Source organism: Rhodococcus sp. no. 34 (genome assembly GCF_054589475.1).
In genome coordinates, this window is the sequence record NZ_BAAILK010000026.1 from 337,533 (window position 1) to 361,960 (window position 24,428).

A 24,428-nucleotide genomic window follows, 5' to 3' on the forward strand; every position below is an offset into this window, starting at 1 on the left:
ACAAACATGGCTAGCAAGCGTGACAAGACGAAGTCGCTCGACGAGGTAGTCGGCGAACTCCGCAGCGGAATGACGATCGGCTTGGGCGGCTGGGGATCTCGCCGCAAGCCGATGGCCTTCGTGCGTGCGATTCTGCGTTCGGACGTCAAAGACCTGACCGTGGTCACCTACGGCGGACCGGATCTCGGACTGCTGTGCTCGGCAGGCAAGGTCAAGAAGGCGTACTACGGTTTCGTGTCCCTCGACTCCGCGCCGTTCTACGACCCGTGGTTTGCCAAGGCACGCACCGCCGGTGAGATCGAAGTCCGCGAGATGGACGAGGGCATGGTCAAGTGTGGCCTCGAAGCAGCTGCCGCTCGCCTTCCCTTCCTCCCGATCCGCGCCGGCCTGGGTTCGGATGTCCGGAACTTCTGGGGCGACGAACTCAAGACCGTCACCTCCCCGTACCCCGAGGCCGACGGCCGCTCCGAGACCTTGATCGCGATGCCTGCGCTCAACCTCGATGCGTCGTTCGTTCATCTCAATCTCGGTGACAAGCACGGCAACGCCGCGTACAACGGCGTCGACCCGTACTTCGACGACCTGTACTGCATGGCGGCCGAAAAGCGTTACGTCTCCGTCGAACGCATCGTCGAGACCGAGGAACTGGTCAAATCCGTTCCACTGCAGAACCTTCTGCTCAACCGCATGATGGTCGACGCCGTCGTCGAGGCACCCAATGGTGCGCACTTCACGTTGGCCGGCGAAAGCTACGGCCGCGACGAGAAGTTCCAGCGTCACTACGCCGAGTCCGCCAAGACCCCCGAGTCGTGGCAGGCGTTCGTCGACACCTTCCTCTCCGGCAGCGAAGAGGACTACCAAGCCGCAGTAAAGAAGTTTGCCGATTCATCAAAGGCAGGGGAGCAGGCAAAATGAGCGAATCCACCGTCACCCGCGCAGAGTACGTTGTTCTCGCTTGCGCTGAAATCTTCTCCGGTGCAGGCGAAATCATGGCCAGCCCGATGTCGACGTCGTCCACCATCGGCGCTCGCCTGGCTCGACTCACCACCGAGCCCGACCTGCTGATCACCGATGGTGAAGCCCTCATTCTCGAGGACACTCCGGCCGTCGGAACGAAGGGCCCCGTCGAAGGATGGATGCCGTTCCGCAAGGTGTTCGACGTCGTCGCTTCCGGCCGCCGTCACGTAGTCATGGGCGCCAATCAGCTCGATCGCCACGGCAACCAGAACCTCTCCGCCTTCGGCCCGCTTCAGCAGCCGACGCGTCAGATGTTCGGTGTGCGCGGCGCCCCGGGTAACACCATCAACCACGCGACGAGCTACTTCGTCCCCAAGCACTCCAAGCGAGTGTTCGTCGACAAGGTCGACGTGGTGTGCGGTGTCGGCTACGACCAGATCGATCCCGAGAATCCGGCTTACAAGTACCTGAACATCCCCCGCGTCGTCACCAACCTCGGTGTCTTCGACTTCGGCGGACCAGGAAACACCTTCCGCGCGTTGAGCCTTCACCCCGGCGTCACCGCCGAAGAGGTAGCCGAGAACACCTCGTTCGAGGTTGCCGGACTCGCCGAGGCCGGTATCACCCGTGACCCCACCGCCGAAGAACTTCACCTCATCCGCGAAACCCTCGATCCGCGCAACCTCCGGGACCGTGAGGTCTCGGCATGACCCCCACCCTGAAGACCGCGCTGACCGAACTGGTCGGTGTCGAGTACCCGATCGTGCAGACGGGTATGGGCTGGGTTTCCGGTCCCGCTCTCACGTCGGCAACGGCTAACGCCGGTGGTCTCGGTATCCTGGCTTCGGCCACGATGACGTACGACGAGCTCGAGCACGCGATCAAGAAGACGAAGCAGCTCACGGACAAGCCGTTCGGCGTCAACATGCGTGCCGACGCCACTGACGCCCCGCAACGCGCGGATCTGCTGATCCGTGAAGGCGTCAAGGTCGCGTCGTTTGCGTTGGCTCCCAAGAAGGAACTGATCGCCAAGCTCAAGGACCACGGCATCGTCGTCGTGCCCTCGATCGGTGCTGCGAAGCACGCGGTCAAGGTTGCATCCTGGGGCGCGGACGCCGTCATCGTCCAGGGCGGCGAAGGTGGTGGCCATACCGGCGGTGTGGCCACGACATTGCTTCTCCCCTCGGTTCTCGACGCGGTCGATATTCCGGTCATCGCCGGTGGCGGATTCTTCGACGGCCGCGGGCTGGCTGCCGCACTGGCGTACGGCGCTGCCGGTGTCGCGATGGGAACGCGATTCCTTCTCACCAGCGACTCTTCGGTGCCCGATTCCGTCAAACAGGAGTATCTCAAGCGCGGACTGACGGATACGACTGTCTCCCGCAAGGTCGACGGCATGCCTCATCGTGTGCTCAACACCGACCTGGTCAACAGCCTCGAAGGTTCCAGCTATGCAACCGGTTTGATCGCCGCGGCCAAGAATGCCACGAAGTTCAAGGCCATGACGGGCATGAAGTGGTCGACCCTCGCCAAGGACGGTCTCGCGATGAAGCGGTCGGGTGACCGCACGCTGATGCAGATCATCATGGCAGCCAACACACCGATGTTGCTCAAGGCCGGACTGGTCGAGGGCAACACGGAAGCCGGTGTTCTTGCTTCGGGTCAGGTTGTCGGCATGATCAACGATCTGCCCAGCTGCAAGGAACTGATCGAAAGCATCATGGAAGGTGCCGCGGGGCGTATCGACGCGCTTGCGGCTCTTCGCTGACACAGCTCTATCCGAGTGCGTCTCCCCCACTGTGCTTTACGCGTAGTGGGGGGAGGCGCACTCTTTGCGTTTGTCGGACTATCCCGTCTTCTCCTGCTCGAACCCGTCGATCATTCCGAAATACTGCGAGATCGCTGCTGCCGCCATCTGTACGGGAGCGGCGTTCCTCTTGTCTATCGTGCCGCGAATCAAGGGCCCACAAATCGAGAGACCTACTGGCATGTGGTCGAGCACCCCGATTCGCGCGGCGATACAGCCCATCCCGGAATTGCAGATTCCGAACGCAACTGCGTGTTGGCGAACGTCATTGGCGTTGTGCGACGACGCCACCGATCTGTTGCCGGCGCTCAACAGTGACTTCCCGATGGTCGACGCTTGCGCTGGGATACGTGAGCCGACGCGAGTCTGAAGGTCGGGGACCATCAGGCTCCCGATCTTCTGGATGTAGCGCACATGGTTTCCCTCCAACACCCCGAGGTGCACGGCGTGTCCAGTCACGAAATGCAATTGCTGAAGTAGGGGCGTAACCACTCGATCCACTTTGTTTCGATACAGCGAGAGCGCGCCCAGATCTCCTAGCTTGTCGCCTATCTCGTACTCGAGTCCTTCGCGGCGTAGCCAGTTCATCCTCACGAGTTTCAGTAGCATCCGATGCACGGACGATCGCGGAATCCCGGTTCGGCGCGCGACCTCCCCCAGTGTCAGCCGAGGCGCGTCACGAAAGCAGTCCACCACCACCGACAGTCTGTCGAGAGTTGACATGGGGATGGACTCTTCGGTGATCGGCCCGACCAACATCGATGTCTCCGTTCCGGTGGCCCGCCGCTTCGGCAGCCAACATTCGTTCCGCCCATCTGAGCTTCCGTGGACACACGACGCCAGTACGTTTCCCACGCAGCGGGAGATGCATCTGCATGGGCTCTCACCAGCACCTATACCGATGATCGGTCATGTTCGTTGAGCCCGAATCCATCCCTCGTCACAGTGATGACCGGAGCCCATCAGATCATGCGGCGCCGAGCAGAACGCTTCAAAATCAGGAGGACACATGAATGCTTCATCCCCGTCGACAGGCGTGATCATCACCGGCGGCGCATCCGGAATCGGATTGGCCTCCGCCCGCGCGCTCGCGGCGATCCGACGACCAGTCGCTCTCTGGGATATCGACGAGGCAAAAGCGGTCGATCAGGCAGCCGTGATCTCCTCCGAATTCGGCATCGACGCCATCGGAGTGGGAATCGATCTCACGAGAGCGGACGACTACGCGGCCGCATTGGCCACAACCCGTTCCTCACTTCCCTCCATCGGCGGACTTGTTCACTCCGCCGGGGTCGTCGATATCGGATCCCTCGAAGGAGTGACGCTCGACGTGTGGGAGACGGGTATCAACACCCATCTACGTCCGCTCATCCTGTTGGTTCAACAGTTGATGCCTGATTTCACGGCCAATCCCGGTTCGGCAATAGTCGGAATCGCTTCGATCAACGCAACTTTGGGCAATGCAATCAACCCTGTCTACTCCGCTGCAAAGGGTGGGATGTTGTCGATGGTCCGATCGCTGGCGGACCGACTGGGCCCGGACGGCATTCGGATCAACTGCGTCTCTCCCGGACAGATTCTGACCCCTCTGCTTCAGCCGACCGTAGACGCATTGGGTGACGGGGCATTCGAACGACGCATCCTCCTCGGCAGGCTCGGTCGCCCGGAGGAAATCGCACACGCTGTCCGCTTCCTGCTGTCCGACGAAGCAAGTTACATCACCGCAACGGAATTGGTTGTCGACGGCGGCAACGTCTCGTCGCAGCGTATGTGACTTGCCCAGAGATTTACCCCCCTTCGACTGTCGTACAACGTCGCTCGGTCCAGCCCACCGGGTGCACTCACGAAAGGAAGAACATGACAATTGCGGATGTCAATGAATCGGAAGAGGTTCGCATCATCGACCAGGGAGAACCTCCCACTCGATTTGCCCGCGGATGGCACTGCCTCGGCCTCGCCAAGGACTACAGCGACGGGAACCCGCATTCCGTCGAAGCTTTCGGTACCAAACTGGTCGTCTTCTCCGACTCGCATGGCGAACTGAAGATCCTCGACGCGTACTGCCGTCACATGGGCGGCGACCTGAGTCAGGGCACGGTCAAGGGCGATTCGATCGCGTGCCCCTTCCACGACTGGAGGTGGGGAGGCAACGGTAAGTGCACCGCGATTCCCTATGCTCGACGTGTCCCCCCGCTTGCCAAGACCCGCGCTTGGACTGCGCTCGAACAAGACGGGCTGCTCTTCGTCTGGCACGACCCCGAAGGCAATCCGCCTCCTGCCGAAGTCGCCATACCGATCATCAAGTCTGCGGAGCACGAGTGGACCGATTGGGTCTGGAAGTCGATAGTCATCGATACGAACTGCCGAGAAATCGTCGACAACGTCGTTGACATGGCGCACTTCTTCTACGTGCACTTCTCGTTCCCCACCTATTTCAAGAACGTCTTCGAAGGACACGTCGCCATCCAGGAGCAGAGCGGCATCAACCGCGACGACATCGTGACCTGGACCGACCCCGACGTACCGAAGTTGGTGTCGAATCTTTCGACAGCGGCCTACCACGGACCGTCGTTCATGATCGACGACTTGCGCTACGTCTACGAGAACTTCACGACCGATTCGGTGCTGATCAACTGCCACTACCCGGTGAGCCCGAACAAATTCGTACTCATGTACGGCATTACCGTCCAGAAGTCCGCAGAGATGCCCGCCGAGTTCGCCGATCAACTTGTCGATGCGATGATCGGATACATCGGTGTCGGGTTCGAGCAGGACATCGAGATCTGGAAGAACAAGACCCGCATCGACAATCCGCTGCTCTGCACCGAGGACGGTCCGGTATACCAACTGAGGCGGTGGTATGAACAGTTCTACGTGGACGTCGCCGACGTCACGCCCGAGATGGTCGACCGTTTCGAATTCGAGATGGACACAAGCAAACCCATCGAAGTGTGGAAGCAGGAAGTCGCTGACAACATCGCACGCAGGGCCGCCGCAGGAGTAGGGCAATGACCATGGAACCGCTGGACTGCGAGCGGTGCGGAACATACGTCCTCGTGGAGAAGAACAGCTGGCATCACACGTCGACCCAGTGGCGATCAGATTCGCGCACGGCATGTTTGGAGTACCGCGACGATGCTGAACCGCCGAGAATTCGATCCGGAAGTTGTTCCGCATTGAGAAATTCCATCAATCAGGCAGCTACCGACGGACGCATAACAGTTCCCGAATGACAATCGTCCTCGCGACCTTAAGGCTCACGTCATAGCGGCGGCCAACTGCTGAGACAACGTACCTTTGTTCTCCACCTCGACGGTGTCGCAGCCCTGCCAACGCGCAGTTCTCCGAAGGAGTTCCGCCAACCGCGGCGCAGTGTCGGCGTCCGCGGTGGGTTCGGCCCACGCCGCGCGGACAAGCAGTCGACGGTTCTGACGGTCGTTCTTCAGATCGACTCGGGCGCAGATCTTGTCGTCGATCAACACCGGGAGCACGTAGTATCCGTGAACTCGCTTGTGCGCCGGAGTGTAGATCTCGATCCGGTAGTGAAAGTCGAAGAGCCGCAACGCTCGATCGCGTGCCCACACTACCGGGTCGAAGGGTGACAACAGCGCATCCGCACGGATGGACCTGGGACGCTTCGCTCGCGGATCGATCCACACCTCCCTTGCCTTGCCTCGACGCTCCCAGCCGTCGACGGACACCCGGCGCACGCTGCCGGCGTCTTCGAGTTCCTGCAAGGCCGTTCGTGCTTCTGCGCTGGGCAGACGAAAGTAGTCGGCGATGTCGTCGAGGGTGCCGAGACCGTGTGCCTTCACACCCCGCAGCACCAGTTCGCGTATCGCCTCCGACCGCTCGACGTGTGCGTCGAGTATCTCGGGTGCAAGCATCTGCTCGGCCAGGCCGTAACGACGCTCGAAACCGGCGCGCCCCGCCGAGACCACCTCGCCCCAACGGAACAGCGTCTCCAGCCCGACCTTCACGTCGGACCACCCCCACCACGGACCGCGCCGTGTGTTCGCCTCGTGTTCGATCTCGCTCGCCGCCATCGGACCGTTGTCGCGCAACTCCTGCCGCAACCAATCGAGGAAGACACTCCGATCGGAAGCCCACCCGTCCTTGTCACTCAACGCTTTGGCGCGAAACTGGTCCATCCGCCAACGGAACAACGGCCACATGTCCACCGGCAAGAACGTTGCTTCGTGGCCCCAGTATTCGAGGTATCCCGAACCGGGGGCGAAGGCAAGCTGATCGAGTCTGGATTTGTCGTATGCGCCCAATCGCGCATAAACGGGTAGGTAGTGACTGCGTTCGAAGACATTGACCGAGTCGATCTGCAGCACCTGCAGCCGGTCCATCACGCCGACCAGATTGCGACGCGTCACCGTCGTGGGATGCGATTTGCCGAATCCCTGAGCGGCAAGCGCTATGCGACGGGCAGCTGCCAGTGACACGACTTCGCTCATAGTGGGCCAGACTACGCACACTCACCGACACGCTTCAGGCGGCCGAAGCCCGACGGCCGAACAGTACTGCCGACATGAACACCTGCAACATGGCCGCGTTCTCTGCGGCAGCGTCGAACTTCATCATGCGGCCGACATCCGGGACCAGGTTGAGCGCAGCGTGAACTACGAACTTCGCCTCTACTGCCGACAGCTCAGGACGAATCTCGCCGAGCACTCGCGCCCATTCGACCACGTAAAGCTTCTGGCGATTCTTCAGATCGCTTCGATGACTCGGCAGAAGGTTGTTCATCTCGGAGAAGTAGACCGACATCAATTCGTGCTGTGCAAACGACAACTCCACGTACATCGCCGACAGTGACCGGAGCACTTGTTCGTGCGAAGTCGCGGAGTCGAAGACCGCTGCCGTCGCCAAGTCCAAGCGATCTGCAGCTCGATAGAACACGGCGCCGAGAAGCTCTGCCTTGCTGGGAAAGTAGCGGTACATACCGGATGCGTTCAAGCCGGCGGCCGCGGCGATCTCTTCGATGCTGACGTCGTGATACCCGCGAGAGTCGAAGAGGCGCACGGCTTCCTGCAAGAGACGTTCACGTTTGTTCGTGGTCACGGTTCGAGGTAACGAGGACTGCTCCAAGCGGCTAGCGGTGATTGCACCCTCACCTTGATCTATCGCCAGACACGCGTCGAGCAGAACCTTCTCCATCGCTCGCTGGGGCAGCAACAGGTTATGGACGGTGATACTGCCGATGACGCTGAACATCGCTGCCACGACAAGGGTCTCGTCCCTCGCCGTCATCGCGGGTTCGGAACGCGAAAGATACCGGGCTACTCGGCGATTGACCGTACTGGCTTGCGCTCGAACGGATTTCCGATCATCGGTGTCGAGAAACCGGCTCTCCCAACGATAGATTCCGGCCGAACGCCGATTGCGGATCGTCGTTCGTATCACTGCAATCAGATCTTCGCGCAACCGCTGCGCATCGGTTGCCGCAGGCGCAACCGAAACGGCATCGAGGGCACTGGCGAGCGCTCCGGTCAACTCCAGTGCCGCGTGGCGGAACATCGCGTACTTGTTCGGAAAGTGCCGATAGAGCGCCGAACCCGAAATACCGACCGCCGACGCGATGTCGTCGACACTGACAGCAGGATATCCGCGCTCACTGAACGCGATTGCCGCTGCTGCCGCGATCTGCGCCTTGCGGTCCTTCGGTCGCCTCTTGACGGAGTCGGACCTCGGCTGCCGAACAATCCCATTCGACGTCTGCGCGTCGACGAACTGATCGTTCAGGCTCACCGTGTACCCCACTCTCCAGCCCTCACGCACAAAGCACTTCGATCCGACTGCTCATCAGACGAGAATCAGCATAAGCATGATTCTGAAAACTCGTACACCGATTTCAGCACATCGCGCGTCTAGAGTTTCATACATGCAGGTAACGCTGACTTTGATCGGAACACACCACTCGCCCTTCGCCACCTCCCCCGTTACTTCCACCGAGAATCTTCGTTAACAAAACGTTGCCTGTGGCCACCAGCAGTGGGTAGGGTCACCGCTCGAAGCATCCAGCCCGCATCCACGAAGCAATCCGACTGACAGATTCGGAATATTCGTAAACATACACAGGATGTCGACATGAACAGTTCCGATATATCCACGTCAATGAAGGAAACTCGGTCAACAGGGCTGACAGTTCGACGAGAATTTCGGTTCACATAATGCTTGCTTGGACACATATATGTGTGAGATGCTTCACAGGCAGTTCGCTCGACCGCCAGCGCTCGAACAGTTCGAACTCCGTGCCGAACACTGTTGATCTGCAAAGGAATTCAATTAGATGACGTACGAGCTGCCAGCCGCGAAGGGCCCGGTGCGAGACGTAGCGTTACAGGGGGGCTATCTGATCGGATTCTCGGTTCAGGCACTCTTCGGCCTGTTCACGGCAATCCTGCGCAGACGACTCTCATTGCACGAGACGGTTACTCAGACCCTGTTCATCGGTCGCGTCAGCACCGGCCCGTCGCTGCTTCTCATGATTCCGATCGGTGTATTCATCGCCGTCTCGGTCGGTGAACTGGCCGGCCGGATCGGAGCCGGTGGATATTCCGGAGCTGTCGTAGCTTTCATCATCGTCGGTCAGGCCGCGGCGCTGGTGTGCGCGTTGATGATGGCCGGTGTCGCAGGATCGGCGATCTGCACGGATTTGGGTTCACGAAAGATCCGGGAAGAGATCGACGCGATGGAAGTGATGGGCATCGACGTGATCGAGCGCCTCGTCGCACCGAGATTGGTTGCGGCAGTGATCGTCTCCCTTGCACTGTGTTCGATGGTCACCTTCGGCGGTGTGATCGCGTGCTACCTGTACCACATCTACGTCCAGCATCTTCCGGCCGGAACGTTCATGGCAACGTTCAGTCAGTACGGGCGATCTTCCGACTTCGTCATGGCTTTGGTGAAGGCTGCGGTCTTCGGCATCGCTTCGACTTTGGTCGCCACCTTCAAAGGTCTACATGCAAAAGGTGGCCCACGCGGCGTTGCCGACGCAGTCAACGAAGCCGTGGTCATCGCGTTCGCGCTCGTCTTCATCGTGAACACAGTGTTGTCCGCGCTCTACACCGTAATCGTCCCGGCAGTCGGTGAATTCTGATGTCGCTCGTCGATCTCCGTGTTCGAGCACGTCAAGCGAGCAGACCCCTGCGAACCGCGGGCGACGGCCTCGTCTCCCTCGGTCAGCACGTCACTTTCTACGTCCGCACTATCGCATCGATCCCCTTTGCGCTCACCAAGTACCGCAAGCATGTACTCGGTCAGATCAGCGAGGTCAGCTTCGGCACGAACTCCTTGTTGTCCGGCGGCGGCACCATCGGGATCGTCTTCGCGATGTCGCTGGCCGCGGCGATGATGTTGGGCGTCGAGACCCACCGGGGCCTCGAGCTTGTCGGGATGACCTCGCTCTCCGGCATGCTGTCCGCGGTTGCCAACACCCGTGAACTGGCCCCTGTTGTCGTCGCGATCGCGTTGGCCGCCAAGGTCGGAACGGGTTTCACCGCCCAGATCGGGGCCATGCGTATCTCCGACGAAATCGACGCGCTGGACTCGATGGCGATCCGATCGATCCCCTTCCTCGCGGGTACCCGGGTGATCGCTGCCATGATCTGTGTCATCCCGATCTACATGATCGGACTCCTGGCCAGTTACCTCTCGACCCGACTGGTCGTCGTGTTCTTCAACGGCGCATCGGCCGGTACTTACGACTACTTCTTCCATCTGGCGATCTCTCCGCAGGATCTCCTGTACTCGGGTCTCAAGGCCGTGGTGTTCGCCGCTGTTGTCGCGCTGGTTCACTGCGCGTACGGCTACTATGCCTCCGGTGGTCCGGCCGGCGTCGGGCAAGCGGCCGGGCGCGCGCTCCGGACTGCGATCCTCGCGATCGGAATCCTCGACGTACTGATGACTTTCGCGCTGTGGGGCCTCGTGCCCCAGATCCCGGGAATGGGGGTCTGAGCCGTGGACAGACTCACTACACGCACGAAGATCGTGTACGCCCTTCGCGGCGCGATCGCCATAGTCGTAGCCGTCGCCGCCGCCGCCGCCGTGACAATGGTTCTACGCGGTTCGGGAAATCTCGAGCAGAGCACCGACATCTTCGTCGCTGTTCCAGCCACAGCCGGTCTCATCAGCGGTGAAGCTCCGGTTCGGTACCACGGCGTCAACGTCGGCCGAATCGGTGAAATCGAATCAGGAACCGCCGAATCCGTTGTGCAGTTGCAGATTCAGACCGATGACGCGTCGAAGATTCCCGCTGACGTGGTGGCTCGCGTTGTTCCACGCACGTTCTTCGGCGACATCTACATGCAGCTCGTGGACAGTCCGAATGAGCAGGGCCAGACGACTCTGGCGGACGGAGACGAGATCCACATGGACGACGGTCCCGAAGCCGTTGCGCTCTACGACGTGTACACCAAGTTGGTGGGCGTCCTCACTGCGATGCAGCCCGAGAAGTTGCAGACAGCCCTGACTGCGCTGGGCCAGGCGCTCGACGGAAACGGAGCCGAGATCGGTACCACGATAGACAATCTCAGTGCCGCGTCCGGCGTACTGACACCCGCCGCACACCAATTCCTCGAATCGACACCCGAATTCAAGTCGGTCGTCGACGCGTTGGACCGTGCGACCCCCGACATTCTCGATACCTTGGCAGCCGCCACAACCGTCTCGAACGACATGGTCGCCAACAGAGCGAATCTCGAGTCCTCGATCGGCGCGGCCGCAGTCTTCGCCGCTACCGTCGACGATTTTGTCGGGGCGAACAACCGAAACATCATCACTGTGATCGATTCCGCCGGAAAGATACTCGCAACCACCGCGGCCAATCCCGGAGGACTGCGTTCCACCCTCGCGAATGCCAGTACGTTCGGCGCCGCGGGCGCTCGGGTCTTCGCCACCGGAAAGTTCGACATCACAGCAGTTGCCACGTTCGCCGAACCGCTCCCATACACGGGTGATGATTGCCCGCAGTACGGTGACTCGCGCGGAGCACAGTGTTCGGGCTCCAACCTGACGCCTGAACAACCCGTCAGTGCCCCGGTCGTGGGCGGCGTAGCCGAAGCGGCCCCCCTGCGGTACCTCGAAGATCAACTACTGGGCGGATCGCCGGAACCCTCGGATACCCCCAACCCGGCAACAACACTGATGTTGGGGCCGATGGTCAGAGGTAACGAGGTGACCGTCCCGTGAAGGTCCGTCCTGGCCAGGTAATTCGGTTGTCACTCTTCTGTCTCACCGGCGTCGCCTGCGCGTCGTTCGTGGCGAACACGTTGTCGGTCCCGGTTCGCGGAAGCACCGATTCGTACTCGTTCGAGTTCACCGACGTCGAAGGACTCAACCCGGGCAACCCGGTCACCATGTCGGGTGTGCGTATCGGCCGCGTGGACTCGGTTGCGTTCGCCGACAACGGAGGCGGGACGAGCAAGGCGATCGTCGACGTCGAAATCGAGTCGCGATATTCCCTCGAGTCGGATGTCCGTGCCGCCGTGCGCTACGGCGACATGCTCGGTGCTCGATATCTGGCACTGACGCAAGACGACAGCGCAACAACGGTATCCGCACGACAGCTCGAACCAGGTGACACGATACCGCTGGCGCAGACAACACCGCCGATCAACTTGACGGCCCTGATGAACGGGTTCAAACCGTTGTTCGCCGCGCTGCAGCCCGAGCAGGTCAACACGCTCACGCGAAGTTTTGTCGAAACCTTCAACGGCCAGGGCCAGGCAATGACCACCCTGCTCGACCAGATCGCGACCATGAGTTCCGGCCTGGTCGACCGTCAGGACGTCTTCGCGCAACTACTCACGAACATGAACACTCTTCTCACCTCCGTCGACGAGCGTCAACCCGAATTGGTCGGTCTGTTGGACGGTTTGAACGATCTGAGTACTTCCGTCGTCGGGCAGAACGATCAACTGGTCTCGCTCTTGGATCAGGGAAACCGCACTGTCTCGTCGTTGGCTCAGATCATGGCCGGGTCGAACGGCGCATTCGGTCAGACCGTGCAACAACTCGAAAGTGTCACCGGGAGTTGGATTGCGAGCACCGACGAGTTCAACAGACTTCTCGTCAACCTTCCCCAGTTCGCCGACGCCGCCCACCGGATCGGAAGTTACGGAAGTTTCATCAGCCTGTATCTGTGCAATTTCACTCTGAAGGCAGGCGACATGGAAGCCAACATCTTCGGTCCGACACACTCGCCGGTGTGCTCATGATGTTCCTGGTCAAGCTGATCGACGTGTTCGTCGGCATCGTGCTCTTCCTGTTCAAAGGGGATCGCCGTCGCAGCGGTAGCGGCACCGCTCTCGCCCTGGGCAGTCTCGGAATCTTCGTTCTGGTGGTGGGACTCGGCGCCGCCTTGGGCATTCCGAAGCTCTGGTACAACGTACGCACGTCGGCATACACAGCCGAGTTAGCCAATGCCAGCGGGCTTTCCGACACCGATCCGGTTTACGTGGCCGGGGTTCCCGCGGGCCGAGTGGATTCGATCGACCTTGCCGGCGACCACGTCGTCGTCAACTTCCGCTTGGACAAGGACCAGCCTTTGGGAAACCAGAGCACGGCGACGGTCAGGCTCAAGACGGTCCTCGGCAAGCGCTACCTGGAGATCGTGCCGGCCGGAGTGGTCGACGACTCCGAGGCGCGGGTCATCCCGCTCTCCCGCACAACCGTGCCGTACAGCCTCGACGACGTCAGCAGTGATGCCACCACTGCGGCAACAGGCGTCGACCTACAGGCGATGGAGTCCATGATGAACACCCTTTCGCAGGTGATTCCCACTGATTCCGATCAGGTGGGCCGGGCTCTGGCCGGAATCAGCGGCACCTCGGCGGCTTTCGCGCAGAACAGTGAACAGATCGACCAGATTCTCATCATGTCTCGTGAGCTGTCGGACATGGCTGCGGCACAAACCGATTCGATCGTCGGTACTGCGGCCAATGCTCAGACGATCGTTCGAACTCTTGCGATGCGCAAGGACGCACTGACTCAGCTGGTCGACAACCTGACAATCATCATCTCGAAGCTCTCCACCACTTTCGTCGATCGTCAGGACGAGTTCGGAGCCATGACCGACAACCTCGTCGCGGTCACCACCACGCTGAAGAACAACGCAGATCAGATCGACCTGCTGTTGACTCGTCTTCCTTCCGCGCTGCGTTCGGTCACCGATTCAACCGGCACCGGCAATTGGACCGACGTCAACGCGCCGGCGGCCGTGATCCCGGACAATCTGCTCTGCGCGCTCGGCATCATGGAGGGCTGCAAGTGAATACACGAAAAGCCGTCACGGCCATGCTGGTAGTGACCTTGGCGATCGCCCTGCCCGGTTGGTACATATTCGGACGAACAGATCAGTCCAAGACCGTCTACGCCGATTTCAGCTACGTCGGCGGAATCTACGAGGGAAGCAAGGTCACCGTCCTCGGAGTCGGCGTCGGGACGGTCACGTCGGTGGAACCTCGCGGAACTTCTGTTCGAGTAGCGATGTCGATGCCCGACTCCGTGGACCTGCCCGCCGACGCCTCGGCCTATGTCCTCAATCCATCGGTGATCAGCGATCGACACATCGAACTCGGCCCGGCGTACACCGGCGGAGAGACACTGAAAGACGGCGACCAGATTCCGATCGAACGTGCCCACTCCCCCATAGATTTCGACGGCTTGATGGGAAGCGTCAGCACTTTGGCCGACGCATTTGCCGGGGATGGGGGCAATCTCGGCGATCTCGTGAGCCGCGGCGCCGCCGGGTGGCAGGGCCAGGGCGATCAATTCAACACCGCAATTCGCAACCTCAGCACGGCAACCGGAGTTGTCGGCGCTCGGTCGGAAGACATAGGTGCCCTTGTCGACAATCTCAACACTTTGATGAATGCTCTGGACGCACGGCAGGTCAGCCTCGACGAACTTGTCGGCGACCTCGGCGTCCTGGGTGATCAATGGGCGAGCCAGAACATGGACATCTCACAGCCTCTGCAGGATCTGCAGGTGGTCTTCGACCAGTTGAACAGTTTCATGACAACTCACGGCGATGATGTCGGTGCCATAGCCGACAACGTGCGAGTTCTCGGTGACACTCTGGCTGCCAAAGAACCCGGCCTCGCCGAGTTCATGGACCTGGTGCCGTTGATGATGCAGAACCTCTCCCAGACAATCGGTCCTGATCAGCGCGGGCGCATTCGGCTCAACGTCTCGACTGCATTGACTCAGTTCGCGGTGGCGAAACCGCTGTGCGACACCTACAAGTTGCCGATCTGCACCGGAGCCGGGTTCACGAATCCGATTTCCTTCCCCCTCAGCACTTCTGATCCGCTCGGCATCGCCTCCGCGATTTCCGGCGGAGCCGTCCCCGGAGGTGGCAATTGACGCGGCAATCGGTTCGAATAATCGCCGGTATCGTGATCATCGGTGTGGGTTCTGCGGCCGTGCTCGCCTTCGGCGGCTGTAGCGCAGGCATTCAAGACCTACCCCTGGGTCGTTCGGCCGACGGTGACGCGTACAACGTGGCGCTGCAGCTGGCCGGCGCCGACGGCCTGGTGTTGGGAGCAGACGTCCGCAGCGGCCAGAAAGTCATCGGTCGAGTATCCGCGCTGTCAGCCGATGTCGTCGGAGCCGATGTGACTCTGAGTCTGGACGCCGCGACGCCATTGCCCGACAACGTCGAAGCTTCCGTCGAACTCCCGTCCGCACTTGGCAATCCGTTCATCAGACTCTTGGTGCCGGAAGTTCCGTCCGGCTCCACGCTCAGCGACGGAGACACAATTCCGGAGTCTCGCACCGAGATCGGTCCGCAGGTCGAAAGTGCGCTTGCCACCCTCGGCACGGTTCTGACCGGAAGCGGCATCGACCAACTCGATACCGTGGTGCGCGAGCTGAACACCGCGTTTTCCGGGCGCTCCGGTGAAGTTCGTTCTCTGACCGAGACCCTCACCTCGCTCATGGCAGAGGCAAGCAGTCACCGCAGCGAGTTCGACGAGGCCGTCGACCTCGCTGCCCGGGTCTCCTCCCAACTGGCCGGCCAACGCGTAGTTGTCGACAACTACCTCGATTCCGTTCCACAGGTGGTGTCGATTCTCGTGGGACAGAAGGATCAGATTGCGAGCCTGTTGAACTCGACCGTTCAGCTCGCCACCAACGCAAACACCATTCTCGACTCGTCTCCCAACGGCCTCGACGCGATGCTGCACGATGCGTCGACCGTTGTCGGGACTCTGGATTCGTTCAACTCGGAGATCGGCCAGACGCTGACGAACATGAACGGGTTGCTCGAAAACTTCACCGGTGCAGTGCAGGGTGACTACCTCGTTTTCGACGGCGCCCTGGATATTCCGGGAACGATCGACAAGCTCTGGAGCGGCGGTATGGCCGGTCAATCGATCGCACCAGCGGGAACTCTCACCGATCTACTTCAGGGAGGTCTGCGTTGAGTCGCCTTGCGCTTGTTCAACTTGTCCTGTTCGCTCTGATCGCTGCTGTGGTCATCCCTTTCGGGATCGTCTACGTGGTCGGCCCTCAGGGTTTCGGGGGTCAAATCCGGCTGCACGCCAACATGTCCGACGCCTTCGGACTGACCAAGGGCACGGTCGTCACGTATCGCGGCGTACAGGTGGGGAAAGTGAGTGAAGTCGAACTCGACGCAGGCACCCGCACGGCTCGGGTGGAACTCTCACTCAACGACAACACCGAGATACCTACCGACAGCGTCGCCAAGGTGACGATGGGGACCGCAGCCGGAATTCAGAATGTCGACATCTACCCCAACACAGACCACGGCCCGTATCTTAGGGACGGCGACGAGATCGCCATGCCCGCGGATCAGCAACCGGTCCAGATGAGCCAGTTGATGCTTCAGGCGTCCGGTGTCTTGGAAGGGATTGATCCACAAGCGATCAGCGACATCGGGACCGAGCTGGGGAATTCGTTCAACGGGCTCGGCCCGAGCTTGGCGACGATGATCGACAACGGTGGGACCATGTCGGCGCAGTTGAACGACCAGTCGGCCGAACTCGCTGCGCTGCTGTCGCGAACCTCCACGTTGGTGGACTCCATGGCGACACAATCGGATTCGTTCGTCCGGGGAATGGCAGCTGCCAAGAACTTCACCGAACAACTCGAATCCAACGCGCCGGTGCTGATCTACCTCACCGATCATTCGCCCGCCGCCCTGAACAGCGCTCAACAGTTGTTCGACAAGTACCACAACACTTTCGGAGCGGTCCTGGCCAATCTCGTCACTGTCGCACCGATCATCTCCGACCGCACAGACGCCCTGGAAACCGGACTTGTCACGATTCCTGAAGGTCTCGCCAAACTGGCATCCATCGTCAAAGGCGATCGCGCCGACTTTGCCTTGGTTGCGACCCAGGGGCCGGTCTGCAACTACGACACCCCTCGGCGTGAGGTCGGCGATCTGTCTCCCACCAGTCCGAGTCTGGCGATGTACTGTCCCCCCGCCGACGACCTCGTCCAACGCGGAGCACAGAATGCTCCGCGTCCGAACGACCTCGGTTTGCAGAACTCGACCGTCCCGGGCACTCCGATCGGACCGCCCGTCGTCGCAGATCCGATTCTCGTCCCGACCGGAGTCGACGCCCTGAACTACTGGAGATTGATGTTGGAAGGACTGGGAAATGGCACACGGTGACAACGCACTACTCGACGAGACAGAAGCCGAGGTGGCCGAACATCCGACTTCTCCGTCGCTACTTCACCGCCTGAAGGAGCCACGCAACGCACTGATCTCACTAATGGCGGTAGCGCTGGTCGCAGCATTGGCGGTGCTCGGATTCCAGATGTACTCGGCGAATCAGGAAGACACGCTGCGGCAGGAGGCTTTGGACACCGCGCGGGATTACTCGACCATCATGTCCTCCTTCGACTATCAGAACCTCGATGCCAACAAAGACAGCATTGCCTCGATGTCGACCGACGAGTTTGCCGGCACCTACCGAACAATGGTCGATTCACTTCGCGAAGTCGTTGCCGGGGGCCAAGGCCAGGCGAGCGCGACGGCGACAGACGTCGGTATCGAATCGCTGGACAATTCGTCGGCCAAGGTGCTCGTGTTCGTCGACCAACAAGCCAAGAATGTCGCAGCGCCAGAGGGAAACACACAGAAGTACCGCATGGTCGTGTCCCTGGTCCGCTCGGGCGACCGGTGGCTCGTGAGCAACGTCGAGACCAAGTAACTCACCACACGCGGAGGAAGATCCATGCCCACTCACTACCTGGATTCGGAAAAGTCCGAGTCGTCGCTTCGCACCGATCAGACACGCATCACCATCACGGCCGAGCGTAGACGGTGGGCACGTAAGCCCGCACACATCACCGACGCACTCGATTTCTGGTCGTTCGCCGGAGCCGCTGCCAACGTCATCCTGCAACTCGGTTGGCCCGAGGTGGCGTACGGCGTCATGGAGAGCAAGGTCGAATCGGGTGCTCTGACAGCGCATCCGTGGAAGCGTGCACGAACCACGACGCAGTACCTGACGGTCGCGATCCTGGGTGACGAGGAAGAGCGAAAGGCTTACCGCGAGGCCGTGAACTCGGTGCACCGACATGTGAAGTCGGATTCAAACAGCCCGGTCAAGTACAACGCCTTCAATCGCGAACTCCAATTATGGGTTGCTGCATGCCTGTTCATCGGTTTCGAAGACAGTCATCAGTTGCTGCACGGCAAGATGTCCGAAGAACAGGCGGAGTCGTTCTACAAGTCCGCGTCAACTTTGGGAACGACGCTGCAGGTCACCGAAGAGATGTGGCCGGCCACACGTGCCGACTTCGAGCGCTACTGGAACCTCGGTTGCGAACGCGTCGTCATCGACGAACGCACCAAGCAGTACCTGATCGACTTGGTCAACCTACAGATGATCGCGTGGCCGATACGCCTGGTGTTCCGAAACTTGTTGCGGTTCCTGACGGTCGGATTCCTTCCACCGATCTACCGCAACCAACTCGATCTCGAGTGGACCGAAGACGACCGCCGCCGGTTCGAACACCTCTTCATTTTCGTGTCGTTCGTCAACAGGTTCATTCCACGCTCCATCCGTCAGGCCGGAAACACCATTCAGATGCGCGACATTCGCCGCCGGATCAAGGCGAGCAAGAATCTCGTCTGAGCCAGTGTCGAGTTATTCGTTGTCAATTCTGCTGCCCGACAGGTAAATCGGGCCGGTCGGTCGACAACAGATCACGGCTGGACATGGGTTCCAGAACGACTGAAACCGGGTCGAAAAGCCGACAAACCGGGCTGATCGAGTGTCACATTCGCCGCATATCGACGCCGTCGAGGCGCGTTTCAGGTGACTTGCATCACATTTTATCTCGTTTATGTAACGCCGGGAGAGGTGGCATATCGCCACGCGACCTGGGAAAACACTCTTTGATGCATTTCTGTTGCACAAACATGTGTCGACACGCCGACCCGTGACCAATCCGTAATCATCTCTTATGGTTGGTGACAGCCCGATCAACCGGGCATTACCGAATCGCCACCGCCCGTCCCACCCCGCGGTTCGGACTCGACAACATTCCTAGTGGTGGGAGCGGAGCTGAGACGGTCACCGTCCTCCGTCGGCGGGACTCGAGAGGATTTACCGAAAATGACCAAGACCACCGTTACCCGTGCACTTGCCTCTGTCGCCGCAGCCGGAGCCCTCGCAGCCGGAGCCCTCGGATTGAGCGCAGGCACCGCATCCGCAGCCACCCACGACTGGTCGGGTGTCGCAGAATGCGAATCTTCGGGCAACTGGGCCGCGAACACCGGAAACGGCTACTACGGCGGACTCCAGTTCAGCCAGAGCACGTGGGAGGCCTACGGCGGAGCGGGCAGCGCCGCCAACGCCAGCCAGGCAGAACAGGTCCGCGTTGCTGAAAACGTCCTTGCCGGTCAGGGCGCCGGCGCGTGGCCGGTGTGCGGACAGTACCTCCGCTGACCCCAGTTCGAGTAGTGCGTCACTGCCCGGTGTTCGTCGAGAATTCGACGGGCCCCGGGCAGCGTCGCACTAGCGACCTTCATGCCCCGCCTGATCCGGCCCCTCCGCCGCTGCTGTTGAAAGACATTACGGCGGTACGTGATCCGTCGGGATGACGCGGAGCGAGCGAGGTGTACCGACTCGCCTTCCGATCACGCATCAGCCCTCGGAGAGCCATCCACAATTGTTGGGCCGTCCTCGCCAACCGGTTGTGAGAACTGACCAGCGCAGCCGTAGAAGCGTACGGGATGGGGTCCTTACGCACGTAGTGCTCCATAACCCCAGCGTAGCCGTGTTTCGATGCCGAAATGTTCGTTTTCAATCGCTACCTCGCATCCCTCACGGCGACCGAACAAATCGATTCGGCGCACTCGATAGCCCATCCTTGACCAGGCGTGCAAACCGGTCGGGTAAATCGCGTGGCCGAACACTTCTCGACCACTGTGTGACAAGAGACGGTCAACGCTCCACCACTCGAAGTGCTCGACCAGCTCGGCGGCCAGCGCTTCGCGCCCCAACGACCCACAGGGCTCGAATGCGGTCGCCACCGGCACGAGGAAGTAGTCGTTGATCGCACCACCCCAACCCGGCAATATCGCCGGGTCACGGATCTCCTCATGCCACACATGGGTGGCTGCGCCGTAGTCGCGCAAGCCGATCTCCTCGTCCAATTCGCGCGCGAGCGCCTCGGACGGGGTTTCGTCTCCTTCCAAGCCTCCGCCCGGAGGACACCAGACCGTCAGCCCGCCCCCGGGCGCGATGAATCGGTAAAGCAGAAGACGGGACTGGTCGTCAACGACCAACCCCCTGGCCGAATGCCTCAGACGCATGAGTGCCACCGTAAGTCAGCAGGTCAGGCCATGACGGCCAACTCCGGCAGTCCGGCAACCACAACTGCGAGGTTGTATCCCGACATCCGCAGTTCTCCGTTGTCCCCTGTCCTCGCGTACTCCGCATGCCCGAACGCCCGCTCGTGCTTCACTCCATCCGGGGTGATCCCCTCGGCCGTGGACAACCGATGGAACTCGGTGCGCGTCGGATCGCCACCGAAACGGCCGAACCCCGCGATACTGTCGCCTTCCGCTTTCATGACGTAGACGTGCCGGTCGGCGATACCGAGGTCCGACTCCACCTTGGCTCGCACCCCGGGTGAACCGTAGAACACCACGTCGTCGACCGCTGCGCTTGCCCCGCGTTGCAGCGCAAGAGAAGTCGCGAGGGATCCGTAGGAGTGGCCCAACGCGGTGATATGGACTCCGTCGTTGACCGACGCAGAACGAAGACCGTGAAAAAAGCTGCCCAATGCGTCGGCGGCTATGCCGGCCTTGGACGATCGACTGACGTCGAAGCTGGCCCGACCGATGTCGAACTTTCCCGGCCCGATCACCTGTGGCGCGTCGTATCCGATCCAGGCGATGGTGGCCACGCTTTCCTTTCGGCCGGCCAGTTCGAGTTGCCGCATCGCCTCGGCTCGTAATCGCGTTGCCTCGCCGACCATTCCGCGCATCGAGTCCTTGACGTTGGTGTTCAGTCCGGGAATCGTCACGGAGATGTGATCCGCTGTGTCCGGATCACCGACCGCAATTGCAGCGAAGCCGCGTTCACCCGAGCGCATGTCCATGAGCAGTAACCGTCGATCAGGTTCGGCCCGAAACAACTCGTCGAGCGCGTCCAGATCCTCGAGTTTGCGTTCGGCGTACCACTGGCCCGCCCCGGTGTTACTCAGTCTGCCGCCGAAGAACTCGCGGTGAAGTTCTTGCGAGATTCGGACTGAATCATCTTGCAGCCGTGCTCGTTCCGATTGAATTCGATCGAGATTGGCCGGGCTGCGAACCGCAGCAGGAATGCCGTCGAGGTTGGCGATCAGGCCTGGTGCATGACGCAACATCTGACGCTGCCGATCAGGGCTGAACGCTCGCCACTCCTCCCCCACACGCACAGCTTTGTCACGGAGGTCGGTGCCGACCTGAGACCGCAGAGACAACGCATGATGAAGATCCGCGCTGACCAGCAGTGCCTCACCGATCAAGTCTCGAACTGCGACCGCGAGCAACTGGGCGTGCACGTGGAGCGGATGACCGTCGGCGATGGGCGCAACGGCAGAGACGGTTCCGTCCTGACGAATATGCAAGTCGTCGGCGACGGCCTCTTTGCGCAGCGTATCCAGCCGTCGACGGATGTCGCGAACGCGGTGAGCGACCAGAACGCCTTCCAACCCAGCAGACAGTTGATCCAAGGCTTCGACGTCCCATACGTCGATATCTGTGAGATCCACTCGGGTCAGGACGAACGAGCAGCGATCCGAGCCTGTACTTCCGGGCGACGCAACGGAGGGACGGTCTGAGGTGGCTGTCTGCGAGGCGGCAACGCACTGAGCAGGCGCGTCGTCGTTTCGGTCACCTCACGCACCGCCTGTTCGAAGGCGTCTCGGTTCGCGTCGGACACCTTGGCTATTCCGCTCACCTTACGTACGTATTGGCGAGAGGCCGCCTCGATCTCCTCCGGCGTAGCAGCGGGCTCGAGTCCACGAAGTTCAGTGATGTTTCGGCACATAATTCGACGATAACCCTGCTCACCGACGCCGTCACGGTTCGATACATCAATGTATCCAAACTGCCACGCAGATCCGGGCATCACGGTAGTTTCAGTGAAATTCCCCCAGTGACTGGAAGTAGCCACTAACTCATGGACTCTGCACTCACCTCCGTCGGCCTACCCGCCGCACTCGCCATCATCATGTTCGGCCTCGGGCTTTCCTTGACGGTCGGAGATTTTGCCCGCGTGGCAAAAGCGCCGAAAGCCGTCTCGATTGCCCTGATCTGTCAGTTGTTGTTGCTCCCGGCCGCGGCCTTCGGTCTGGTCACGTTGTTCGACCTCGACCCGCTGCTCGCCGTCGGCATGATGCTCCTCGCCGCATCACCGGGCGGCACCACGGCAAATCTGTTCAGTCATCTGTTCCGCGGCGATGTCGCTCTCAATGTGACACTCACTGCGGTCAATTCGGTGATAGCGGTGGTCACCCTTCCGCTCATCACCAACTTCGCGTTGGGGTACTTCGAACCCGAGGACGCGGACGGCACCCTCGGACTGCAGTTCACGAAGGTACTTCAGGTCTTTGCCGTCGTACTGATTCCTGTCGCCCTCGGAATGTGGGTTCGATTGCGCTCGAGCGCCTTTGCCGAGCGCATGGACAAGCCCGTCCGCATCGGATCCGCGGTGGTTCTGGCACTGGTGATCGTCGGAACGGTTGTTTCCGAGCGCGAGAACATCGCGGACTATCTCGTCGACATCGGCGTCGTCGCTGCCTTGTTCTGCCTATTGAGCCTCTCGATCGGTTACGTCGTTCCCCGGATATTCGGCATCGAGGATCGTCAGGCCATCGCCAGTTCCATGGAAATCGGCATCCACAACAGCACGTTGGCGATCACCATCGCCGTCAGTCTCCTCGACAACGTGCAATTGGCAGTGCCGGCCGCGGTGTACGGCGTTCTGATGTTCCCGCTCGCTGCAGCCTTCGGCGCCGCCATCACCCGAAAGTCACGGACCATGGCCGAAATCGACTAATATCAGGCGGTTTTCGATATAGGTGATCTGGTATCGCCAACCCTACGATCGATACGGACTCAGACCGAAGGGTATCGAAAAAATGCTGACCAACACACCTACCGTGCCGGACGAACGCGTCTGGCAAGAGCTAGTCGACGCACTTACCCGTCGCCAATTCGGCATCGGAGCCGGGATGGCAGCAGTCGCAACTATTCTGTCGTCCTGCAGTTCCAGCGACGGTTCAGGTACCGATGATGACGCTCAAATGCGCACCGTCACCACGCCGTTGGGGACCTACGACATACCTACCAACCCGAAGCGGGTCTTGGCCGTCGACGCCCGAACCGACCTCGAGCTCGCCATTGCCCTGGAACTACCGGTGTTCGGATACAACATCTCGCCCGTCACCAAGTGGGTTCCCGCCGACGGCTCGGCCGAATACCTCAGCGACAAGCCCAATCTGGAGCAGATCCTCGGACTCGCACCCGATCTCATCATCTGCGTCGACGCCGACAACGAGTACTGGCCCGCTGCAAAGCTCCAAGCCATCGCTCCTGTCCTGACGACCGAATCGAAGCAGACGTGGCGGGAGAACCTGACCCGGCTCTCCGATTGGCTGGGCCGAACACCCACCATGGATCGCCTGATCACCGATTACGACGCTCTGATCACCGACATTCGCACTCGACACGCTTCGGCGATCGCGGGCAAAACCGTCGCAAGCTTGTCCTACAGTCCGGACAAGGCCACGATCTACATCGACAGCCTGCCCGTGTCGGAGGAAACGGGTAAGAAGAATCGTCAACCCACCGACATGACGCTCGCCGATATCGGCGGAAGAACATTGAGCACAACCGGTTTCGATAATCAGGGACGACTGAGCATCGAAGAGATGGATCGTCTGCAAGACTGCGACGCGTTCATGGTTTCTGTCACCGACAGCAGTGACACCACCTTCGATCAACTCTCGGACAACAAGTTGTGGCAACGACTTCCGGCTGTGCAGGCCGGGAACGTCACCGTTCTGCAAGGAAGTACGTACTACGGGTCCATCTACACCAACATGTACGTCGCCAAGGGCTGGGACGATCTCTATTCGACGCTCGACTGATCAGCCTTGTCCGTGGAAATGCCGG

At 60.7% G+C, this 24,428-nt stretch carries 23 protein-coding genes and 1 pseudogene; 18 read left to right on the forward strand and 6 right to left on the reverse strand.

Annotation, left to right across the window (positions count from 1 at the left end; all coding sequences use genetic code 11):
• The first annotated feature begins 6 nt into the window (after positions 1-6).
• Genes ipdA through ACYP01_RS10635 form a run of 3 tightly spaced genes read left to right on the forward strand, consistent with a single transcriptional unit; the run spans position 7 to position 2,725 of the window.
• Positions 7-915, forward strand: coding sequence for a cholesterol ring-cleaving hydrolase subunit IpdA (gene ipdA, locus ACYP01_RS10625; protein WP_042449482.1), 909 nt, complete (start codon positions 7-9; stop codon positions 913-915).
• A complete protein-coding gene (locus ACYP01_RS10630; protein ID WP_003945796.1) occupies positions 912-1,667 on the forward strand; it encodes a CoA-transferase subunit beta in 756 nt (251 codons plus the stop codon). Before ipdA ends, ACYP01_RS10630 begins: the two co-directional genes overlap by 4 nt.
• Positions 1,664-2,725, forward strand: coding sequence for an NAD(P)H-dependent flavin oxidoreductase (locus ACYP01_RS10635; RefSeq protein ID WP_007734249.1), 1,062 nt, complete (start codon positions 1,664-1,666; stop codon positions 2,723-2,725). The genes ACYP01_RS10630 and ACYP01_RS10635 overlap by 4 nt, the downstream gene beginning before the upstream one ends.
• A 78-nt stretch (positions 2,726-2,803) precedes the next feature.
• Here the strand turns inward: ACYP01_RS10635 and ACYP01_RS10640 are convergent, their stop codons facing one another.
• Positions 2,804-3,523, reverse strand: coding sequence for an IclR family transcriptional regulator (locus tag ACYP01_RS10640; RefSeq protein ID WP_058039199.1), 720 nt, complete (start codon positions 3,521-3,523; stop codon positions 2,804-2,806).
• A gap of 250 nt (positions 3,524-3,773) precedes the next feature.
• Between ACYP01_RS10640 and ACYP01_RS10645 the strand changes: the two genes are divergently transcribed.
• Positions 3,774-4,538: an SDR family NAD(P)-dependent oxidoreductase gene (locus tag ACYP01_RS10645; RefSeq protein WP_058039200.1), complete on the forward strand. Its 765-nt coding sequence runs from the start codon at positions 3,774-3,776 to the stop codon at positions 4,536-4,538.
• Between the two features lie 83 nt (positions 4,539-4,621).
• Positions 4,622-5,776, forward strand: coding sequence for a Rieske 2Fe-2S domain-containing protein (locus ACYP01_RS10650; protein ID WP_042449476.1), 1,155 nt, complete (start codon positions 4,622-4,624; stop codon positions 5,774-5,776).
• A 245-nt stretch (positions 5,777-6,021) separates the two neighbouring features.
• On the opposite strand, the gene ACYP01_RS10655 is transcribed toward ACYP01_RS10650, so the two are convergent.
• Together ACYP01_RS10655 and ACYP01_RS10660 are read right to left on the reverse strand one after the other, a co-directional pair.
• Complete coding sequence (locus ACYP01_RS10655; RefSeq protein WP_050655742.1) at positions 6,022-7,227, reverse strand: winged helix-turn-helix domain-containing protein; 1,206 nt, start codon at positions 7,225-7,227, stop codon at positions 6,022-6,024.
• A gap of 34 nt (positions 7,228-7,261) precedes the next feature.
• Positions 7,262-8,521 (reverse strand): TetR/AcrR family transcriptional regulator, encoded by a 1,260-nt coding sequence (locus ACYP01_RS10660; RefSeq protein WP_459679863.1) that lies wholly within the window; start codon positions 8,519-8,521, stop codon positions 7,262-7,264.
• A gap of 541 nt (positions 8,522-9,062) precedes the next feature.
• Here ACYP01_RS10660 and ACYP01_RS10665 point away from each other — a divergent pair.
• The 11 genes and pseudogenes from ACYP01_RS10665 to ACYP01_RS10715 all read left to right on the forward strand — a co-directional run.
• Positions 9,063-9,872, forward strand: coding sequence for an MlaE family ABC transporter permease (locus tag ACYP01_RS10665; protein ID WP_003945485.1), 810 nt, complete (start codon positions 9,063-9,065; stop codon positions 9,870-9,872).
• Positions 9,872-10,729 carry an MlaE family ABC transporter permease gene (locus ACYP01_RS10670; protein ID WP_003945491.1) on the forward strand — a complete coding sequence of 286 codons (858 nt, stop codon included), beginning with the start codon at positions 9,872-9,874 and terminating at the stop codon, positions 10,727-10,729. The genes ACYP01_RS10665 and ACYP01_RS10670 overlap by 1 nt, the downstream gene beginning before the upstream one ends.
• 3 nt (positions 10,730-10,732) lie before the next feature.
• Positions 10,733-11,962 carry an MCE family protein gene (locus ACYP01_RS10675; protein ID WP_285181489.1) on the forward strand — a complete coding sequence of 410 codons (1,230 nt, stop codon included), beginning with the start codon at positions 10,733-10,735 and terminating at the stop codon, positions 11,960-11,962.
• Complete coding sequence (locus tag ACYP01_RS10680; RefSeq protein ID WP_459679866.1) at positions 11,959-12,990, forward strand: MCE family protein; 1,032 nt, start codon at positions 11,959-11,961, stop codon at positions 12,988-12,990. The genes ACYP01_RS10675 and ACYP01_RS10680 overlap by 4 nt, the downstream gene beginning before the upstream one ends.
• Positions 12,990-14,045 (forward strand): MCE family protein, encoded by a 1,056-nt coding sequence (locus tag ACYP01_RS10685; protein WP_459680233.1) that lies wholly within the window; start codon positions 12,990-12,992, stop codon positions 14,043-14,045. Before ACYP01_RS10680 ends, ACYP01_RS10685 begins: the two co-directional genes overlap by 1 nt.
• Positions 14,042-15,139, forward strand: coding sequence for an MCE family protein (locus tag ACYP01_RS10690; RefSeq protein WP_003945762.1), 1,098 nt, complete (start codon positions 14,042-14,044; stop codon positions 15,137-15,139). Before ACYP01_RS10685 ends, ACYP01_RS10690 begins: the two co-directional genes overlap by 4 nt.
• The gene (locus ACYP01_RS10695; RefSeq protein WP_054827260.1) at positions 15,136-16,200 is read left to right on the forward strand and encodes an MCE family protein; all 1,065 of its coding nucleotides are present in this window, start codon (positions 15,136-15,138) and stop codon (positions 16,198-16,200) included. The genes ACYP01_RS10690 and ACYP01_RS10695 overlap by 4 nt, the downstream gene beginning before the upstream one ends.
• Positions 16,197-17,417: an MlaD family protein gene (locus tag ACYP01_RS10700; protein ID WP_007734224.1), complete on the forward strand. Its 1,221-nt coding sequence runs from the start codon at positions 16,197-16,199 to the stop codon at positions 17,415-17,417. Before ACYP01_RS10695 ends, ACYP01_RS10700 begins: the two co-directional genes overlap by 4 nt.
• Entirely contained in the window at positions 17,404-17,961 is a 558-nt protein-coding gene (locus ACYP01_RS10705; protein ID WP_054827261.1) for a hypothetical protein, read from the forward strand. Before ACYP01_RS10700 ends, ACYP01_RS10705 begins: the two co-directional genes overlap by 14 nt.
• 24 nt (positions 17,962-17,985) lie before the next feature.
• Positions 17,986-18,891 carry an oxygenase MpaB family protein gene (locus tag ACYP01_RS10710; RefSeq protein ID WP_459679870.1) on the forward strand — a complete coding sequence of 302 codons (906 nt, stop codon included), beginning with the start codon at positions 17,986-17,988 and terminating at the stop codon, positions 18,889-18,891.
• Between the two features lie 483 nt (positions 18,892-19,374).
• A pseudogene (locus ACYP01_RS10715) lies at positions 19,375-19,701 on the forward strand (transglycosylase family protein); the annotation flags it as partial.
• Positions 19,702-20,003: 302 nt separating this feature from the next.
• On the opposite strand, the gene ACYP01_RS10720 reads toward ACYP01_RS10715, so the two are convergent.
• From ACYP01_RS10720 to ACYP01_RS10730, 3 genes are read right to left on the reverse strand one after another with little or no spacing between them, the layout of a single operon-like run.
• Positions 20,004-20,549 carry an NUDIX domain-containing protein gene (locus ACYP01_RS10720; protein WP_459679873.1) on the reverse strand — a complete coding sequence of 182 codons (546 nt, stop codon included), beginning with the start codon at positions 20,547-20,549 and terminating at the stop codon, positions 20,004-20,006.
• A 50-nt stretch (positions 20,550-20,599) separates the two neighbouring features.
• Positions 20,600-22,021, reverse strand: coding sequence for an alpha/beta hydrolase (locus tag ACYP01_RS10725; RefSeq protein ID WP_459679875.1), 1,422 nt, complete (start codon positions 22,019-22,021; stop codon positions 20,600-20,602).
• A gap of 5 nt (positions 22,022-22,026) precedes the next feature.
• Positions 22,027-22,299 (reverse strand): DUF2277 domain-containing protein, encoded by a 273-nt coding sequence (locus ACYP01_RS10730; protein WP_003945457.1) that lies wholly within the window; start codon positions 22,297-22,299, stop codon positions 22,027-22,029.
• A 132-nt stretch (positions 22,300-22,431) separates the two neighbouring features.
• Here ACYP01_RS10730 and ACYP01_RS10735 point away from each other — a divergent pair, with 132 nt between their 5' ends.
• Both ACYP01_RS10735 and ACYP01_RS10740 read left to right on the forward strand, forming a co-directional pair.
• Complete coding sequence (locus tag ACYP01_RS10735) at positions 22,432-23,310, forward strand: bile acid:sodium symporter family protein (RefSeq protein ID WP_003945620.1); 879 nt, start codon at positions 22,432-22,434, stop codon at positions 23,308-23,310.
• An 82-nt stretch (positions 23,311-23,392) separates the two neighbouring features.
• Entirely contained in the window at positions 23,393-24,403 is a 1,011-nt protein-coding gene (locus ACYP01_RS10740) for an ABC transporter substrate-binding protein (RefSeq protein ID WP_459679877.1), read from the forward strand.
• Positions 24,404-24,428: the final 25 nt, after the last annotated feature.

Coding starts and splice junctions, on each gene's coding strand:
- ipdA (WP_042449482.1), top strand. CDS start 7: ATGGCTAGCAAGCGTGACAAGACGAAGTCGCTCGACGAGGTAGTCGGC.
- ACYP01_RS10630 (WP_003945796.1), top strand. CDS start 912: ATGAGCGAATCCACCGTCACCCGCGCAGAGTACGTTGTTCTCGCTTGC.
- ACYP01_RS10635 (WP_007734249.1), top strand. CDS start 1,664: ATGACCCCCACCCTGAAGACCGCGCTGACCGAACTGGTCGGTGTCGAG.
- ACYP01_RS10640 (WP_058039199.1), bottom strand. CDS start 3,523: ATGTTGGTCGGGCCGATCACCGAAGAGTCCATCCCCATGTCAACTCTC.
- ACYP01_RS10645 (WP_058039200.1), top strand. CDS start 3,774: ATGAATGCTTCATCCCCGTCGACAGGCGTGATCATCACCGGCGGCGCA.
- ACYP01_RS10650 (WP_042449476.1), top strand. CDS start 4,622: ATGACAATTGCGGATGTCAATGAATCGGAAGAGGTTCGCATCATCGAC.
- ACYP01_RS10655 (WP_050655742.1), bottom strand. CDS start 7,227: ATGAGCGAAGTCGTGTCACTGGCAGCTGCCCGTCGCATAGCGCTTGCC.
- ACYP01_RS10665 (WP_003945485.1), top strand. CDS start 9,063: ATGACGTACGAGCTGCCAGCCGCGAAGGGCCCGGTGCGAGACGTAGCG.
- ACYP01_RS10670 (WP_003945491.1), top strand. CDS start 9,872: ATGTCGCTCGTCGATCTCCGTGTTCGAGCACGTCAAGCGAGCAGACCC.
- ACYP01_RS10685 (WP_459680233.1), top strand. CDS start 12,990: ATGTTCCTGGTCAAGCTGATCGACGTGTTCGTCGGCATCGTGCTCTTC.
- ACYP01_RS10705 (WP_054827261.1), top strand. CDS start 17,404: ATGGCACACGGTGACAACGCACTACTCGACGAGACAGAAGCCGAGGTG.
- ACYP01_RS10710 (WP_459679870.1), top strand. CDS start 17,986: ATGCCCACTCACTACCTGGATTCGGAAAAGTCCGAGTCGTCGCTTCGC.
- ACYP01_RS10730 (WP_003945457.1), bottom strand. CDS start 22,299: ATGTGCCGAAACATCACTGAACTTCGTGGACTCGAGCCCGCTGCTACG.
- ACYP01_RS10735 (WP_003945620.1), top strand. CDS start 22,432: ATGGACTCTGCACTCACCTCCGTCGGCCTACCCGCCGCACTCGCCATC.
- ACYP01_RS10740 (WP_459679877.1), top strand. CDS start 23,393: ATGCTGACCAACACACCTACCGTGCCGGACGAACGCGTCTGGCAAGAG.